Raw genomic sequence first — 15,403 nt, forward strand, 5'->3', positions numbered from 1 at the left:
TGCTTGTTTCGCCCAAGGGGCGAGTGATCCAAGCTCTGAAACGACAGAGCCGATGATTGCGGTCGTTTTGACCGCAATCATCGGCTCGATCCTTTTCGGTAGACCTTGTTTAGGCGGATGCCTTGGCTTCCGCTGCCGGCATCGGCTTGACGACGCTCATCAGCGCGCCATAGGGCAGCAGCATGACGAGGCCGCAGAGGATCTTGACGCTCAAGTCGCCGATCGCCCAGGAGATCCAGCGCGGTGCTTCGGCCGTGAGCACGCCGAGAAGGGGGGCGGTTTCCAGCGCGAAGCTGTCGTTCGGTCCGAAGAACACGAAGAACGGGGCAAAGGCGAAGGAGAAGAACATTGCGGTGTCGAGCGCCGAGCCGATCAGCGAGCCTGCGAGCGGCGCATGCCACCAGCTCTGACGGCGCAGTCGGTTGAATACCGAGATGTCGAGAAGCTGCCCGAACAGGAAGGCCGAACCTGAGGCGATCGCGATCCGCGGCGTGGCGGCGACGAAGGAGAGCAGGATGGCTACGATGAAGCCTGCGACCACCACGCGGCGCGCGATGCGCGGCCCGAACTGTCGATTGGTAAGATCCGTCACCAGGAAGGCGAAGGGATAGCTGAAGGCGCCCCAGGTGAGAAGATCGCCAAGCTGCATGCCGGCAATCGAGCCCGGCAGCGGGTACTGTACGAGGATGTTCGAAGCCACGACCACGAGGGTCATCAGCGCGATATAGACGAAGAAAGTGCGGTTGATCAGCATTTTTTTATCCTGGGAGATGCCACCAGCTAGAGGGATGAAAGCCGGATCGAGCATCCGGCCGATGAAGGCAGAAACACGCGCACGAGAAAAAGGCTTGCTGGATGAACCCGCAAGCCTTTTAAACGCGTGTCAAAGACAGGACGCTGGCGCCGATTAGGCGGCTTCAGCAACCTTCTTGACGATCTGGCGGCGCAGCAGGCGAGCGCGCATGCTCAGCTCGTTCTCGTCCGACTTCAGCAGGAAGGCGTCGAGGCCGCCACGGTGTTCAACCGAGCGGAGAGCTGCAGCGGAAACGCGCAGACGGTAGCGCTGGCCGAGAGCATCGGAAATCAGCGTGACGTTGCACAGGTTCGGCAGGAACCGGCGCTTGGTCTTGTTGTTGGCGTGGCTTACATTGTTGCCCGACTGGACGCCCTTGCCGGTCAATTCGCAACTACGGGACATGGTACACCTATTCTCTTTATCGCCGCCGGACAATGCGGTAGCGGGCCCAGAGCCCAGGCCGCGTTCCTAGGCCATTATTGGAAAGTCGCGGTTCTATAGTCAGAGACGGCCCGCCCGTCAAGCCAAACCTCTTGCATTCTCGGAAAACCCGCGGTTTTTCCCGACCGTTCTTCAGATATGAGGCGTGGTTTTCCCAAGAATAATGCCTTGCGAGACCCATTCCAAGCGGTTTTGCTATGCGTTATTTCTTGCATGAGGACGTGTGGCGGCCACGGGGCCGGCCCGACGACCGGCTGCAGCGAACTGGGCGTAGAAAAGCCGCAAAGAGCCTGCATTTCAGGGTATTGCGGCGATATTCAAGCGATGGATTTTTTAAGGGCATGAAGTTGCGAAATGGCTTTCGCGTGGCGGCGTTGCTGTCCGCGGTCTCGTTTTCCACAGCATCGTCGGCCGCCGATGTCGAACATCTGACGGATTACAGCATCTCGCTCGCCGGTCTGCCGGTTGCGCGCGCCTCCTTCCATACCGAGCTTCAGAAGAATCGCTACACGATATCCGGAACGCTGAAGTCGGCCGGTCTGCTCGACATCCTGAGCCACACATCGGGCCAGACGCAGGTTTCGGGTGTGATCGGCAGGGACTACCTGCGCGCCTCGCACTATTCGATGTCCTATCGCAGTGGATCGAAGAGCAGGGCGATCAACGTCACCTATCGCAACGGCAATGTGGTGCAAGCCAGCATGACGCCGAAGCGGACGCCCTTGCCGAAGAACTGGGTGCCCGTCACCTCACGCGACATGCGCAACGTGCTCGACCCGCTCTCGGGCCTCATCATTCCCGCCGAGGCGCGCGTGTGCCCCAACACGCTGCCGATCTTTGATGGCGAGTCGCGGCTCGACATCAAGCTCTCACCGAAGGGGACCAAGCCTTTCAAGACCAAGGGCTTCGAAGGGGAGGTGATCGTCTGCGGTATCCGTTTCGTGCCGAAGGCCGGCTACAAGAAGGGCCGCGAGGATGTCGAGTATCTGCGTCGTCTGCAGACGATGGAAATCTGGTTTGCCAAGGCGCCCAACGTGAACGTCTACGCCCCCGTCTATGTCCGCATCCCCACCAAGCTCGGACCGGTCACGGTCTCGGCGACGCGATTTGGTGGTTGACGCGCGGTCGTGTGCAACTAAAAGGTTAAATACCACGAAGCACGAAGATTTTATCGGCGCAGGTTTCCGTGAGAGAAATCGCGCGAGGGGACGACTATGACATTCAAGGCAACGCTGATCGGCTTTTCCGCCATCCTGATGTGGTCGCTGCTCGCGCTGTTCACGGCAGCATCCGGCAAGATGCCGCCGTTCCAGCTTTCGGCGATCTGCTTCTTGATCGGCAGCCTGCCCGGCCTGGTGGTGCTGGGGATGAGGCCGGAGCGCCTGGCGCTGCTCAAGCAACCCGCCAAGGTCTGGATCACGGGTATCGCCGGTTTGTTCGGCTATCATTTTCTCTATTTCACGGCCCTGCGCAACGCCCCGGCAGTGGAAGCCGGGTTGATCGCCTATCTCTGGCCGCTGCTGATCGTCGTCGGCTCGGCGCTGCTGCCGGGCGAGCGCTTGCGCTGGTATCATCTCGCCGGCGCACTCGCCGGCCTCGTCGGCACGATCCTGATCGTGGCGCGCAATGGCGTTGCCTTCGACGATGCCTATCTGCTTGGCTACGGCGCCGCCTTTCTCTGCGCCTTCACTTGGTCGGGCTATTCGCTCATCACCCGCCGCTTCGAAGCGGTCTCGACGGATGTCGTGACAGGATTTTGTCTTGCGACCTCGATCCTGTCTTTCGTCTGCCATCTGGCGCTCGAAACGACCGTCTGGCCGGCGACGACCTTCGAGTGGCTGGCGGTCGTCGGCCTCGGGCTGCTGCCGGTCGGAGCGGCGTTCTATGCCTGGGACTTTGGGGTGAAGAACGGCAATATCCAGCTTCTCGGCGTCGCGAGTTATGCGGCGCCGGTGCTTTCGACGCTGATCCTGATCCTGTTCGGTTTTGCCGAGCCGTCCTGGCGCATCGCGCTCGCCTGCCTGTTCGTGACCGGCGGCGCAGTGCTTGCTGCAAAGGACATGATCTTCCGCAATCGTGCGACGGTGGCCCAGCCGGCGGAATAACCGGGCTTGTTATCGCTTGGGCGGCTGCCAGTCGGGGGCCGCCATTTCGAAGGCGGCGAAATCAAATGCTGGCGCGACGGTGCAGCCGACCAGCGTCCATTCGCCAAGCGAGGCGGCGGACTGCCACCAATCGGCCGGGACCACGCCCTGCGGTCGTTCTCCGCTCAGAATGTCGGACCCGAGCCGCAGCGTCTCGGCGGATTTTCCATCTTCGGCGATGCTGAGTTCGAGCGGCGCACCGGCGTGATAGTGCCAAATCTCGACCGCGTCGCGGACACGGTGCCAGTGCGAGCGCTCGCCGCGCTCCAACAGATAATAGATTGCCGTCGAATGCCCGCGTGGGCCACCAGCCGTATCGCGGAAGGTCTCGAAGTACCAGCCGCCCTCCGGATGGCGCGCCAAACCGAGTGCCTTGATGATCTCCGCCGCCGATTGCGTCTCAGCCACTAGAAATTATCTTTCCGCTTGCGGATTTCGGCAAAGACCGTGGCATCGTCGGCGTTCTGCATTCCAAGATGGGCGCGGATGCCCGGGTCGGTGGCGCGCAGGAACGGGTTCGTGCGCTTCTCCAGGCCGATCGTCGTCGGTGCGGTGAAGCCGCCGTCGCAGCGCGTCTCCTCGATCTCGGCGGCGCGCGCCTTGAGCTCGGCATTCTCGGGGTCGACCGTGACCGCGAAGCGGGCGTTGGACAGCGTGTATTCGTGGCCGAAATAGACCGTCGTGTCATCCGGCAACGCCATCAGCCGGCTGAGAGACTGCCACATGGTCGCTGCCGTCCCCTCGAACAGACGACCGCAGCCCAGCGCAAACAGGGTGTCGGCGGCAAACAGCAGCCTGTCCTGCGGGAAGTGGAAGCAGATGTGACCGGCCGTGTGGCCCGGGGTCTCGATCACCTCGACGGAACGACCGGCAAAATCGAAGCGCTCACCATGGCGCACGGCCTTGTCGAGCCCCGGAATTTTCGAGGCTTCCCCGAAAGGCCCGATGATCGTGACGCCGAAGCGTTCCTTCAGGGCGTCATTTGCCGCCACGTGATCGCCGTGATGATGGGTCGTCAGGATGTGGGTAAGCCTCCAGCCGCGCCGCTCCAGCGCTTCCAGGATGGGCGCCTCTTCCGGCGCGTCGATAGAGGCGGTCAGGCCGCTTTCGGGATCGTGGATCAGCACGCCGAAATTATCGGTGCGGCAGAGGAAGAGGTCGAGTTCGAGCGCGGCCATGGCACGTCCTCCGGTCAGAAGAGAGGGAATGCTGCCGAATGTAGCGAGCCTTACCTTGAAGTCTACCGCTTCGAAGCTAACATGTTGCGAATGCACACCGATATCGTCGACCTGCGAGAATTCTATCACTCCGAGCTCGGCCGGATGGCGGAGCAATCCGTCACCATGGCGCTTTCGTCCGTCTGGGCGCGGCTCCCGGACGAGCGGCTGGTCGGCCTCGGCTATGCCGTTCCCTATCTCGAACGGTTCCGCAAGGACACGGAGCGCACCTTCGCCTTCATGCCGGCGGGGCAGGGGGCGGTGAACTGGCCGGTTGCCGAGCTCTCCTCGACGGCGCTGGTGTTCGATGAGGAGTTGCCGCTGCCCGACGCCTCGATCGACCGGGTGCTGATGGTGCATTCGCTGGAATTCGCCGAAAGCCCGCGGGAGACCATGAAGGAGATCTGGCGGGTGCTGGCGCCAGGCGGTCGCCTTATCATCGTCGTGCCCAACCGGCGCGGCGTCTGGGCGCGCATGGAACACACGCCCTTCGGTTCCGGGCGACCCTATTCGCGTGGGCAGCTGACGGCGCTGCTGCGCGAGACCAACTTCACGCCAGGTGCCACGGCGGATGCGCTCTTCTTCCCGCCGTCGAAACTCAGGGCGATCCTGCGGCTGCGTCGGGGCTTCGAGCGGCTCGGCCGTTCGCTCTGGCCGGTCTTCTCCGGCGTCATCGTCGTCGAGGCGCAGAAGCGGCTTTACCAGGGGCTGCCGGTCGCCGCACGCGCATCGCGCCGCGTCTTCGTGCCGGTGCTGGCGCCGCAGGGCGTGCCGAGCACGCGCGAGAGGCCGCGTCCCACCCGCTAACCTGCCTGGGAACCGCGGCGGACCCTCGACAAAAGCCGCTTGCGCCGCTAATGGCTTGACCTCTTTTCCTGCCTGCAGCGCCGCGCGCCTCCCAAGGCACGTATCGGTCGCTGCAGCACTTTGATGGCCAAAGAAAGCTGACCCGATGAGCCTTGCTTCGAAGAGCCCTGAGCCGCGTTCCGGCATCCTGGATATTGCCGCTTATGTGCCGGGCAAGGAGCACGCGCCGGGTGTCGCCAAGGTGCATAAGCTCTCGTCCAACGAGACACCGCTTGGCGCAAGCCCGAAGGCGATCGAGGCCTTCCAGTCGGCTGCCTTCAACCTCGAACGTTATCCGGATGGCCAGGCGCGGGCGCTGCGAGAGGCGATCGGTGCTGTGCACGGCCTCAACCCGGCAAACATCATGTGCGGCAATGGGTCGGACGAGCTGCTCGGGCTTCTCTGCCACACCTATCTCGGGCCCGGCGACGAAGGCATCATCACCGAGCATGGCTTCCTCGTCTACAAGATCCAGATCCTGGCGGCGGGCGCGACGCCCATTACCGTCAAGGAGAAGGATGCGCGCGTCGATGTCGATGCCATTCTCGCGGCGGTCACCGAGCGCACCAAGGTCGTCTTCCTGGCGAACCCGGCCAATCCGACCGGCACCTACATCCCCGTCGATGAAGTCCGCCGGCTGCATGCGGGGCTGCCCGAGGGTGTGCTGCTGGTGCTCGATGCGGCCTATGCCGAATATGTGCGCCGCAACGACTATGCCGCCGGTCTGGAGCTCGTCTCGGCCAGCCGCAATGTGGTGATGACCCGCACCTTCTCGAAGATCTACGGTCTTGCGGGTTTGCGCATCGGCTGGATGTATGCACCGCCGGAGGTGATCGACGCGGTCGACCGTGTCCGCGGGCCCTTCAACCTCAGTGCGCCCTCTATCGCGGCGGGTGCTGCGGCGATCCGTGATCAGGCTTTCGTGGCAACGGCAGTCGATCACAATCTCACCTGGCTTGCGCGTGTCAGCGAAGCGCTCGAAGCGATCGGGCTGCGCATCACGCCCTCGGTCACGAATTTCGTGCTGATCCACTTTCCGGAAGAAAACGGCAAGCGGGCCGAGGAAGCCGATGATTTCCTGACCAGCCGCGGCTATATCCTGCGGGCGGTCCGCAGCTACGGCTTCCCCAATGCGCTGCGCATGACCATCGGCTCGGAAGAAGCCAACGAAGGCGTCATCGCGGCGCTGATCGAATTCATGGGACGGAAATAATGGCTCAGCAGTTTGAAACGATCGCCCTCATCGGCATTGGTCTCATCGGCTCGTCGATCGCGCGCGATATCCGCGAGAAGCAGCTTGCCGGTACGCTCGTCGTCTCCACGCGCAGCGAGGCGACGCTGAAGCGTACGCAGGAGCTCGGGCTCGGCGATCGCTATACACTGTCTGCGGCCGACGCCGTTCGCGACGCCGACCTCGTGATCGTCTCGGTCCCGGTCGGCGCGTCCGGTGCCGTCGCGGCCGAGATTGCCGCGCATCTGAAGCTCGGTGCGATCGTCACCGATGTCGGCTCGACCAAAGGCTCGGTGATCGCGCAGATGGCGCCGCATCTGCCCGAGACCGTTCATTTCGTGCCGGGGCATCCGATCGCCGGTACCGAGCACTCGGGCCCGGATGCCGGCTTCGTCGGCCTCTTCCGCGGCCGCTGGTGCATCCTGACGCCGCCGGAGGGCGCTGATGGGGAAGCGGTCGCGCGGCTCCGGCGTTTCTGGGAAACGCTCGGCTCGATGGTCGAGGAAATGGACGCCGAGCACCACGACAAGGTGCTGGCGATCGTTTCGCATCTGCCGCACATCATCGCCTACAACATCGTCGGAACGGCCGATGATCTCGAGACCGTCACCGAGTCCGAAGTCATCAAGTATTCGGCCTCGGGTTTCCGCGACTTCACCCGTCTCGCGGCATCCGATCCCACCATGTGGCGTGACGTCTGCCTGCACAACAAGGACGCGATCCTGGAGATGCTGGCACGGTTTTCGGAGGATCTCGCCTATCTGCAGCGGGCGATCCGCTGGGGCGACGGCGAGAAGCTCTTCGACCTCTTCACCCGCACCCGCGCCATCCGCCGCTCGATCATCCAGGCGGGCCAGGATACGGCGATGCCGGACTTCGGCCGGCATGCCATGGATCAGAAATAAGCTGAGCAAGTCGAGGAAGACCGAGGAACGGTCTTCCGTCCGGAAGCGGGTGTTCGACGATCTAGAGCGTCGGCAGGACGCCGATCGGGATGAAGGCGAGAAACGCCGTGCCGTCGCGCACGTTGAGCTTCACGGTCGCCTCGTCCTTGCCGTTGGCGAGCGCCTTCAGCATGTTCGCGGTGTTGTCGACGAGGTTGGCGTCGTCGGGAATCAGCTTGACCAGATTGGCCCGCCAGGCCTCGATATTCGTCATCGTCAGCGAGAACTCGCCGGAAATCAGTCCCTGATCGTTGACCGAGAAGGGGCCGGAAAGCTTGGCGTTCATGCCGGAGCCGAGATCGAGGGTGAGCTGTCGGAGTTCGCCCTTGCTGCCGCGAAACATCTCCGGTGTCGGTGTGGTTGCCATCCACCCGGCCTTGTCGGTGAAGGTCAGGTCCGCAGCCACCGTGGCCGGCGGCGCGTAGCTCGGGCCTTCCTCCGGACGAAGGTCGAGCTTGTCGACGCTCAAAGCGGCATCAAGATCCGCGCCGTTCTGGCGCAGGTGCAGTTCGCCGTGGCTGGCGCCGAAGCCAAGACCGTCGCCCGCAAGCGGCAGGCGCACCCGACCGGTGAGGTTGTCATAGGTGAGCGAGGTGCGGTCGACACCGGACAAGGTCGCACGCACGCTCGCATGCAGCAGCGTCCAGTCGGCGAAGACGTTGAGGCCGGGCGACGCCCGGATTTCGGCCGGGCCGTCGAGCTCGATCACGGCGTGGCCGGGCTGGTAGACCTGGGCGGCTGTGCGCAGCGCCCCGAAGGAGGCGGATGTGCCATGGCGGGTGTCGTCGAGGTGGACCTTGTCGCAGAAGAGGCCGATTCGGAACGGAAAGCCGCGCACGTCCATGTTCGTGCATTCGCCGCCGAGGCCGGCTGCCTGTCCATCGGCAAGACGGGCCGTGAGGCGTTTCTCGATCTGATCGGCGGCGAGGAACCAGCCGGCCGAATAGATGCCGGCGACAAGCACGATGCCTGCCGTCAGCCAGCGGAACTTCCGGCTGACCGGCGAGGGATTGGAAACTGCGGTTGCCGACATGGGCGCGGATACCTCACTCTAAACTGGACTGCGGCTGCCTTTCGGGTGGCGCCGCCGATCCGCAAAACTATTCTTGTCTTCGGGTGCACGAGGACGAGCTTGTCTCTTTCGTGCCGAGATGCTGTGCCGTAGAAACCGACATGGCTGACCATTCCTACAAGCCGATGGTGATTCGGTGGCGAGAGCAGACAGCGCGGGTTGAATGACAGTGGATATGGACGAATTTTGGGTCTTTGGCTACGGGTCGCTGATGTGGAACCCCGGCTTTGCCTTCGAGGAGAAGCTGACGGCACGCGCATTCGGCTATCGCCGGTCGCTCTGCGTGCATTCCTGGGTTCACCGCGGCACCGAACAGCGGCCGGGACTGGTGCTTGGGCTCGACCGAGGCGGCTCCTGCATCGGCACGGCTTTTCGTGTCGAGCGTGGGCAGCGGGAGAGTGTTACCGATTATCTGCGCGAGCGTGAACTGGTGACGCATGTCTACAAGGAGCGCACGATGCCGGTGCTGCTTGCCGATGGACGGCGGGTGCCGGCGCTTGCCTATGTCATCGACCGCGACCACGTCCAGTATGCCGGAACGCTCAGCACCGGTGAGGCGGCCGATATCGTCGCCGTTTCGACCGGAAAATCCGGGCCGAACAGCGAGTATGTGTTCAACACGCTTGCCCATCTCAAGGAAATGGGCATCCGCGATCACTGGCTGGAAGAGGTGGTGGGCCTGCTCGAGCAGACACGCCAGCGTGCGCGGGCCTGATCGCTCAGGCCCTGCCGGCGGCCTTCAGTTCCTTCAGCCTTTGCTCGGCGGTTGGCGGCAGCGGCAGGTGCGGATTGTTCTGCACCGTTTCGACAAGCAGTTCGTCACTGGCCTTCTCCGTGACTTCCATGAGCTTGGCAAGGAATGCATCCGGATCCATGCCCGCCTCGACCGGCGGCAGGATGCGGACCTTGAAGTGGCCGGGAAAGCGCAGGAACTTGCGGCGCGGCCAGAAGAGGCCGGGATGCATGGCGACCGGCACGACGGGCACGTTCAGGTCGCGGTAGAGGCGGGCGATGCCGTACTTGTACTCCGGCGGAGCGCCCGGCGGGCGGCGCGTGCCTTCCGGGTAGATGATGAGTTCGCGGCCGGTTGCCATTTCCTGCTTGGTGCGATCCATGACGCTGGTCATCGCCTTGCCGCGTGCGGCCCGGTTTACCGGAACCATGCGCTGCTTGAGGATGTACCAACCGAACAGCGGGATCCAGGTGAGCTCACGCTTCAGAATGTAGAAGGGATCGTCGAGCCAGGGGAGCAGCGCATAGGCATCCCAGAAGGACTGGTGCTTGGGAGCGAAGATGTAGGGGACCTTCGGGAGGTTCTCCAAGCCTTCGATCTCAAAGGTCGTCCCGACCATCTTGTCGAGCAGCCAGTGATTGCTGCGCACCCAGTTCTTGGGAACGAACCAGGCCTTCTTGCGCGGCAGCAGGAAATAGATCGGCGTCAGCACGATCATCTGCACGATCAGATTGGCGTAGAACACCATGTTGAAAAGGATCGAACGCAAGACGATCATCAGGTACGCTCTCGTAGGCGAGTTCTTAAGGGGCTCGGCGTCAGGCCGATTGATCGCTGCCTACACGAAACCGTGCAGAAGGAAAACTGCCCTCTCTCACTTTAGGCCATCGACGTTCTCGATGGCCTCTATTCTTCCGCCGGCGTGGCGCGTGAGGAATCGGTGCGCAGGCCGCTCGTCGGCCGGGCGCCGGCGAGATCGCGAACCGATGCGATCGTATACTTCCCGAACTCCAGGAGGATCGATTTCAGTACCATCGGGTTGCGCAGCCAGTTCGTCGTCTTGAGATCCGAATTGACCACCGGGTAGGGGATGAATTCCGTCTCCGGGCGGGTACGCCGAAGCTCCAGCAGGCTGCGTGGCATATGGTAGTTGTTGGTAACGACGAGCACGCTCGTATAGCCGCGATCACGGATCCATTGTGCCGTCTCGGTGGCGTTGCCGATGGTATCGATCGCCTCATGACCGATATCGACGCAGCATTTGAAGAGATCGGCGGAGCTCTGAGTGTTGCGGCGGATCTGGCTGCCGGTGGTCGTCGGGTGGACACCGGAGATCAGCAGGCGCTTGCCGGCGCCGCCCTTCAAGAGATCGACCGCTTGGTCGATGCGCTGGAAACCACCGGTCAGGACGACGATCGCATCCGCCTTGGGATGCACGGGCGGCTGCAGCGATGCGACGGTGTCGGCGAAATTGAGGAAGGCGCCGATCAGGAGCGCGAGCGGCAACAGGAGGACGAAGAAGGTTCGCCGGAGAATTTTGCGCAAGAGGCTGCGGGGCCGCCGGCCATCGTCGGCTCTCCCCTGCCATTTGCCTCCTCCGGCCATCCCGTTCCCGCGTAATTCTCGCGCCATCATGATTCTCTTCACATAGCCACAGATTACGGCAAGGAATAGATCGAGGCACGGCGAAACATCGGGCGGTTCAGCTCTGGTAGAGATCCGTGCGGCCGGGGTCCGAACGGATGAGGTCGATCTCGTAGATCGTGCGCATGACCGTGAGGCGAGCGGTCACGGTCGTCAGGATGGCGATGACGACGATGATGGCGGCGATACCGAGATAGCCACCATAGCCAATGGTAAAGGTTCCGAAGAGGGCGGTTGCCTGATCGGTCTGCGGTGTTGCCAATGTCTGCGACTGCCAGAAGCCGGCAAGCGCAAAGGACAGCGCGGCCAAAAGGCCGCCGGTGCCGGCACCCTTGAGGCTGATTCTCAGAAAATGCTTCTGGAATTCGGAGGCGACGAAACCGGCCTCGGCACCGACGAAATGCAGCACCTCGACGATGTGGCGGTTGCCGGAAAGGGCGCCGCGGGTGGCGAAGATCACCGTCAGCACCATGGCTGAGAACACGAGGGCCAGCACGCCGGTGCCGATCATCGCCGTGGTATTGGCCATGGCGACGAGCCGGTCGACCCAGGTGCGGTGATCGTCGAGGAAGGCCTGCGGGATCGTCTCGGTCAGTGCCTTGCGCATGGCGGCGAAATCGGGCGGATTGTTTTCGTCGATGGTGATGATGATCAGCCGCGGCACCGGCAATTCGTCGAGATCGAGGCCCTCGCCGAGCCAAGGTTCCAGGAGACGCGCAGTGGCGGCGCGATCAACGATCTTGCCATCGGTCGTGCCGCTGAAGGTCAGCGCCAGATCGCGGGCGTCGGCGAGCGCCTTCTCCATGTCGAGGCTATCGTCCGGCTTGATCTGGACGGTGATCTCGCGGGAGATCTGCGACTGCCAGCTCTGGGCCGTTGCCCTGACCATGCTGACGCCGCCGAGTGTCAGGCAGGCAAGGAACGACATGATGGCGATGACGCACATCAGCGCATGGCCGGAGACATTGGTCGAAGGCACGATCGGGCCGGTCGGCCGCACGCGCATTTCCGTCCGGCGTTGTTGCGGCTCCGACGCCTGCTCGGGCGCGTCCTTCTGGCGTTTCGTGCGGCTGTCACTCATAGATGTCGAGCCGCCCCTGCGAAAGGATCATGCGTCGCGCCTCCACCTGATCCATCAGCGACAGATCGTGGGTGGCGATCACCACCGCGGTGCCGAGCCGGTTCAGCTCGAGGAAGAGGTTGAGGAGGCGCCTGGCCATCGGCGGATCGACGTTGCCGGTCGGTTCGTCGGCAAGCAGGATCTCTGGCCGGTCGATCAGCGCCCGCGCGATCGCCGCGCGCTGCTTTTCGCCGCCTGAAAGAACCGGCGGCAGGACATTGATGCGCTCGCCGAGGCCGACCCATTTCAACAGTTCCAGCACGTCGGCGCGATAGCTCGATTCCTCCTTGCCGCGGACGCGCAGCGGCAGGGCGACGTTCTCATAGGTGGTCAGGTGATCGAGCAGGCGAAAATCCTGGAAGACGATGCCGACGCGCCGGCGCAGCATCGGGAACTCCTCGCGCGGGATCGACGAGATGTTGCGGTCGAACATCCGGATCAGGCCGCGCGTCGGCTGCAGCGAGAGGAACAGCAGTCTCAAAAGGGTGGTCTTGCCGGCGCCCGACGGACCGGTCAGGAACTGGAACGAACGGCGCGGAATATCGAAGGTCAGGTCCCGGAGGATTTCCGGTCCCATGCCATAGCGCAGTCCGACGTTCTCAAAGTGAATCAAGCGGCAGCCCAGTCTCTCTCACGGCCCTGCAACCGACGGCCGGTTCCGGTCCTCCGCGCATAGGACGACCAGCCTCGAAAGGCAAAACCGCCAGCGGAATCATGGTTAAGCAGCGGTTAATTTTTCATGAAAAGGTGCCGCTTTCGCGACGTCTTTCCGAAACATTAACCATTCCGGTTTACGTGTCGGAAAGAATTGATGCAATGCCTAGATTCTTGCATGCCAAGGGTTCGCGCATTGCCCGATGGTTTCGCAGTCGAGGCGGTAGGTCGAGTGGCCGCACCGTGCCCCTGTGGGACAGGAGGAACTGGTCATGCATGCATTCCGGACCAAAACCGCCGGCGCTTCGGCGGACTTCCTGCCGCCCGAACGGGGCGGTCGTGAGGCAGCCGCGATGGCGCGACGCGTCGACTATGTCGATGCCGAGTTCGAGGTGATTGCTCCCTCGTCGCGCCGAACGCCCTATCCGGTGTTCAACGACAACGCCAAGATGGGAAATCAGAAACGGCCGACCTTGACGGTCGTGGCCGACGAAACGTCGCTTGCCGGCCGACTTTTGAGCCTCGCCGAAGCGCGGCTGCGCGACATGCCGGCGCGCCGCTTCGCCGGCCTGGTCGCGGGTTTCGCACTCGCATCCTTTCTGGTGATCGTCGGTTTCGCGGGCGACGGGCAGGCCGATATCCAGCCGCTTGCGATATCAGGGGTCACGAGCTCGCTCGACTATTCCGGCGGCATGCGGGTGCTTTCCGTCTACGGCTCGATCGACAACCGCTCCGATGTCGAACAGCGCCTGCCGCTCGTCGTGGTGGGGGTGGCAGCCAACGGGCGCCAGGTTACGACCACGCGCGTGATGCCCGAAGGCGCGGCAATCGCGCCGGGCGAGAGCCGCCATTTCAGGACGCGGCTGCCCTATGCAGGTGGAAAAATGCCCGATGTGACGGTTTCCTTCGCTGAAAACGGTGTTTCAGCCCGCTGATTGTGCTAAGCGGCGCGGATGGGAAGGCTTTGGTCTTCCGGATGAAACGCTGGAGAAGCCTTGATGCCCGTTGTTCGCGGTAAGAATATCGAACCTCTCTACACGGCCGAAACGATTGCCGCGCGCAACAGCGAGTTGGCCGGGATGATCGTCAACGGTCCGCACAAGGATCTGCTGGTGATCGCGGTGCTCAAGGGATCGTTCATCTTTGCTGCAGACCTGATCCGCGCCATGCACAACACCGGCCTTGCACCGGAAGTCGAGTTCATCACGCTGTCGAGCTACGGGCTCGGTACGGTCTCTCAGGGCGTGAAGATCATCAAGGATATCGACAGCGACGTGCATGGGCGTGACGTGCTTTTGATCGACGACATTCTCGAATCCGGCCGGACACTGCGTTTCGCCAAGGAGCTGATGTACGAGCGCGGCGCGCGCAACGTGACGATCGCCGTGCTGCTCGACAAGCGCGTCAAGCGGAAGGTCGAGCTCGAAGCCGATTATGTCGGTTTCGAATGCCCCGATCACTTCGTTGTCGGCTATGGCATGGATGTCGCCTATGCCTTCCGCGAGCTGCCTTTTGTAGGTGTCGTCACCGGCGACGCCGAGTAAGGCGTGTCAAAACGGCACGCCGACCCTGAAATCCGGTCGCCGCGCGTTTACCGAACACAAACGAAAAACTGGTTGGTTGGGGATGTACCGCGTGGTGATTCCCTATCGGATTGGCGGTGCTGCAGCGCCGTCGTGTCCGGTCGATGACCGACGCCCGCTGTAACCTTTTGGATCAGGTGCGGGCGTCGGCGTGAAAGCCGCGCCTCGGAAACGCGGAGGCCATGATGGCGAAAATCCTGATTACCGAGGACGAGGATGCGTTGCGTTCCTTTGTCGCACGGGCACTGAAGCTCGATGGCCACGAGACGGTCGAGGCGGGCGACGGTGCCGATGGCCTTGCCTGCCTTCAGAGCGAGGCTTTCGATCTCCTGCTTTCCGACATTCGCATGCCCGTCATGGACGGCATCGAGCTGACGCATCAGGCGTCGGCTGCCTTTCCGGCAATGAAGATCCTGCTGATGACCGGCTATGCCGAACAGCGCGAGCGGACCGACGATCTGGCCGACAAGATCGTCGACGTCATCTCCAAGCCCTTTTCCCTTCCCGATATCCGCAAGGCCGTTGCGCTCGCGCTGGCTGCCTGACGAATCCCAATCCGACACCTGATTACTGCCGAGGTCGTGGGCGTGAGGCTAGATCATTTCATTGTTTCATCGAAACACTGAGATGACCTAAGTCTTTGAAATTACGCAATTCCGCACGGAAAACCGTTTCGCACTTTTCCTGGAATTGCTTGTCTTATGACATTGGCTGCCGAACAGGTCAGAACGGAACCGCTGCGGGAGGGTCGCCGCCCTCCCGCAGCGGCGAGGGTCGGATCGTTGGAATTGCGGACCTTTTGATGGGTCGAGCTAGAGTCGGATCGCCCTCGTCTTTCCCTTGAGGCCTGAACGGATACCCGGAGTTCGGCTCCGGATGACAAGCACAGGACAAGCGAAAGATGATGAACGATAGCATCGGGGTCGACATCTCGAAAGACCATCTCGACGTCCACAGGCTGAGCGACGGTGTGAGCCG

At 62.8% G+C, this 15,403-nt stretch carries 18 protein-coding genes; 9 read left to right on the forward strand and 9 right to left on the reverse strand.

All coding sequences use genetic code 11. From position 1 onward, the window contains the following. Nucleotides 1–109: 109 nt before the first annotated feature. Nucleotides 110–754 carry a queuosine precursor transporter gene (locus tag BLU35_RS17980; protein WP_057254752.1) on the reverse strand — a complete coding sequence of 215 codons (645 nt, stop codon included), beginning with the start codon at nt 752–754 and terminating at the stop codon, nt 110–112. 153 nt (nt 755–907) lie between these two features. Continuing rightward, nucleotides 908–1,198, reverse strand: a complete 291-nt coding sequence (gene rpmB / locus BLU35_RS17985; RefSeq protein WP_034806568.1) for a 50S ribosomal protein L28 — start codon at nt 1,196–1,198, stop codon at nt 908–910. A 380-nt stretch (nt 1,199–1,578) separates the two neighbouring features. Here rpmB and BLU35_RS17990 point away from each other — a divergent pair, with 380 nt between their 5' ends. Together BLU35_RS17990 and yddG are read left to right on the forward strand one after the other, a co-directional pair. Next, on the forward strand, nt 1,579–2,355 hold the full coding sequence (locus tag BLU35_RS17990; RefSeq protein WP_057254753.1) for a DUF3108 domain-containing protein: 777 nt from the start codon (nt 1,579–1,581) through the stop codon (nt 2,353–2,355). A 96-nt stretch (nt 2,356–2,451) separates the two neighbouring features. Beyond that, a complete protein-coding gene (gene yddG / locus BLU35_RS17995) occupies nt 2,452–3,342 on the forward strand; it encodes an aromatic amino acid exporter YddG (protein WP_058325832.1) in 891 nt (296 codons plus the stop codon). 9 nt (nt 3,343–3,351) lie between these two features. On the opposite strand, the gene BLU35_RS18000 is transcribed toward yddG, so the two are convergent. Together BLU35_RS18000 and gloB are read right to left on the reverse strand one after the other, a co-directional pair. Further along, nucleotides 3,352–3,789, reverse strand: coding sequence for a cupin domain-containing protein (locus BLU35_RS18000; RefSeq protein WP_058321081.1), 438 nt, complete (start codon nt 3,787–3,789; stop codon nt 3,352–3,354). After that, nucleotides 3,789–4,559 carry a hydroxyacylglutathione hydrolase gene (gloB, locus tag BLU35_RS18005; RefSeq protein ID WP_057254755.1) on the reverse strand — a complete coding sequence of 257 codons (771 nt, stop codon included), beginning with the start codon at nt 4,557–4,559 and terminating at the stop codon, nt 3,789–3,791. Before gloB ends, BLU35_RS18000 begins: the two co-directional genes overlap by 1 nt. 81 nt (nt 4,560–4,640) lie before the next feature. Between gloB and BLU35_RS18010 the strand changes: the two genes are divergently transcribed. From BLU35_RS18010 to BLU35_RS18020, 3 genes are all read left to right on the forward strand, one after another. After that, a complete protein-coding gene (locus tag BLU35_RS18010) occupies nt 4,641–5,405 on the forward strand; it encodes a class I SAM-dependent methyltransferase (protein ID WP_093233941.1) in 765 nt (254 codons plus the stop codon). A 145-nt stretch (nt 5,406–5,550) separates the two neighbouring features. After that, nucleotides 5,551–6,657 (forward strand): histidinol-phosphate transaminase, encoded by a 1,107-nt coding sequence (gene hisC, locus BLU35_RS18015; RefSeq protein WP_058321082.1) that lies wholly within the window; start codon nt 5,551–5,553, stop codon nt 6,655–6,657. After that, nucleotides 6,657–7,580: a prephenate/arogenate dehydrogenase family protein gene (locus BLU35_RS18020; RefSeq protein WP_093233942.1), complete on the forward strand. Its 924-nt coding sequence runs from the start codon at nt 6,657–6,659 to the stop codon at nt 7,578–7,580. The genes hisC and BLU35_RS18020 overlap by 1 nt, the downstream gene beginning before the upstream one ends. Nucleotides 7,581–7,641: 61 nt before the next feature. Here the strand turns inward: BLU35_RS18020 and BLU35_RS18025 are convergent, their stop codons facing one another. Then, nucleotides 7,642–8,652, reverse strand: a complete 1,011-nt coding sequence (locus BLU35_RS18025) for a DUF2125 domain-containing protein (RefSeq protein WP_058321083.1) — start codon at nt 8,650–8,652, stop codon at nt 7,642–7,644. Between the two features lie 202 nt (nt 8,653–8,854). On the opposite strand from BLU35_RS18025, the gene BLU35_RS18030 reads away from it, so the two are divergent. After that, the gene (locus tag BLU35_RS18030; protein WP_057254760.1) at nt 8,855–9,406 is read left to right on the forward strand and encodes a gamma-glutamylcyclotransferase; all 552 of its coding nucleotides are present in this window, start codon (nt 8,855–8,857) and stop codon (nt 9,404–9,406) included. Between the two features lie 4 nt (nt 9,407–9,410). Here the strand turns inward: BLU35_RS18030 and BLU35_RS18035 are convergent, their stop codons facing one another. The 4 genes from BLU35_RS18035 to ftsE form a co-directional block, all read right to left on the reverse strand. Next, the gene (locus BLU35_RS18035; RefSeq protein WP_057254761.1) at nt 9,411–10,202 is read right to left on the reverse strand and encodes a lysophospholipid acyltransferase family protein; all 792 of its coding nucleotides are present in this window, start codon (nt 10,200–10,202) and stop codon (nt 9,411–9,413) included. 128 nt (nt 10,203–10,330) lie between these two features. Continuing rightward, a complete protein-coding gene (locus BLU35_RS18040) occupies nt 10,331–11,029 on the reverse strand; it encodes a YdcF family protein (RefSeq protein WP_093233943.1) in 699 nt (232 codons plus the stop codon). Between the two features lie 97 nt (nt 11,030–11,126). Beyond that, nucleotides 11,127–12,149, reverse strand: a complete 1,023-nt coding sequence (locus BLU35_RS18045) for a cell division protein FtsX (protein ID WP_058321087.1) — start codon at nt 12,147–12,149, stop codon at nt 11,127–11,129. Beyond that, nucleotides 12,142–12,801 (reverse strand): cell division ATP-binding protein FtsE, encoded by a 660-nt coding sequence (gene ftsE, locus BLU35_RS18050; protein WP_057254764.1) that lies wholly within the window; start codon nt 12,799–12,801, stop codon nt 12,142–12,144. Before ftsE ends, BLU35_RS18045 begins: the two co-directional genes overlap by 8 nt. 313 nt (nt 12,802–13,114) lie before the next feature. Here ftsE and BLU35_RS18055 point away from each other — a divergent pair, with 313 nt between their 5' ends. The 3 genes from BLU35_RS18055 (at nt 13,115) to BLU35_RS18065 (ending at nt 14,970) form a co-directional block, all read left to right on the forward strand. After that, nucleotides 13,115–13,777, forward strand: a complete 663-nt coding sequence (locus BLU35_RS18055; protein WP_093233945.1) for a hypothetical protein — start codon at nt 13,115–13,117, stop codon at nt 13,775–13,777. A gap of 63 nt (nt 13,778–13,840) precedes the next feature. Next, nucleotides 13,841–14,386 carry a hypoxanthine phosphoribosyltransferase gene (hpt, locus tag BLU35_RS18060; RefSeq protein WP_057254766.1) on the forward strand — a complete coding sequence of 182 codons (546 nt, stop codon included), beginning with the start codon at nt 13,841–13,843 and terminating at the stop codon, nt 14,384–14,386. A 224-nt stretch (nt 14,387–14,610) separates the two neighbouring features. Beyond that, nucleotides 14,611–14,970 carry a response regulator gene (locus BLU35_RS18065; protein ID WP_093233952.1) on the forward strand — a complete coding sequence of 120 codons (360 nt, stop codon included), beginning with the start codon at nt 14,611–14,613 and terminating at the stop codon, nt 14,968–14,970. The last annotated feature ends 433 nt before the right edge of the window (nt 14,971–15,403 follow it).

Origin of the sequence: Sinorhizobium sp. NFACC03 (assembly GCF_900103435.1) — a bacterium.
In the GTDB taxonomy this organism is placed as follows: Bacteria; Pseudomonadota; Alphaproteobacteria; order Rhizobiales; family Rhizobiaceae; genus Ensifer.

Bases quoted from the DNA above. Each gene is read 5' to 3' on its own strand.
- BLU35_RS17980 (WP_057254752.1), bottom strand. From the start codon at position 754: ATGCTGATCAACCGCACTTTCTTCGTCTATATCGCGCTGATGACCCTC.
- rpmB (WP_034806568.1), bottom strand. From the start codon at position 1,198: ATGTCCCGTAGTTGCGAATTGACCGGCAAGGGCGTCCAGTCGGGCAAC.
- BLU35_RS17990 (WP_057254753.1), top strand. From the start codon at position 1,579: ATGAAGTTGCGAAATGGCTTTCGCGTGGCGGCGTTGCTGTCCGCGGTC.
- yddG (WP_058325832.1), top strand. From the start codon at position 2,452: ATGACATTCAAGGCAACGCTGATCGGCTTTTCCGCCATCCTGATGTGG.
- gloB (WP_057254755.1), bottom strand. From the start codon at position 4,559: ATGGCCGCGCTCGAACTCGACCTCTTCCTCTGCCGCACCGATAATTTC.
- BLU35_RS18010 (WP_093233941.1), top strand. From the start codon at position 4,641: ATGTTGCGAATGCACACCGATATCGTCGACCTGCGAGAATTCTATCAC.
- hisC (WP_058321082.1), top strand. From the start codon at position 5,551: ATGAGCCTTGCTTCGAAGAGCCCTGAGCCGCGTTCCGGCATCCTGGAT.
- BLU35_RS18020 (WP_093233942.1), top strand. From the start codon at position 6,657: ATGGCTCAGCAGTTTGAAACGATCGCCCTCATCGGCATTGGTCTCATC.
- BLU35_RS18025 (WP_058321083.1), bottom strand. From the start codon at position 8,652: ATGTCGGCAACCGCAGTTTCCAATCCCTCGCCGGTCAGCCGGAAGTTC.
- BLU35_RS18030 (WP_057254760.1), top strand. From the start codon at position 8,855: ATGACAGTGGATATGGACGAATTTTGGGTCTTTGGCTACGGGTCGCTG.
- BLU35_RS18035 (WP_057254761.1), bottom strand. From the start codon at position 10,202: ATGATCGTCTTGCGTTCGATCCTTTTCAACATGGTGTTCTACGCCAAT.
- BLU35_RS18040 (WP_093233943.1), bottom strand. From the start codon at position 11,029: ATGGCCGGAGGAGGCAAATGGCAGGGGAGAGCCGACGATGGCCGGCGG.
- BLU35_RS18045 (WP_058321087.1), bottom strand. From the start codon at position 12,149: ATGAGTGACAGCCGCACGAAACGCCAGAAGGACGCGCCCGAGCAGGCG.
- BLU35_RS18055 (WP_093233945.1), top strand. From the start codon at position 13,115: ATGCATGCATTCCGGACCAAAACCGCCGGCGCTTCGGCGGACTTCCTG.
- hpt (WP_057254766.1), top strand. From the start codon at position 13,841: ATGCCCGTTGTTCGCGGTAAGAATATCGAACCTCTCTACACGGCCGAA.
- BLU35_RS18065 (WP_093233952.1), top strand. From the start codon at position 14,611: ATGGCGAAAATCCTGATTACCGAGGACGAGGATGCGTTGCGTTCCTTT.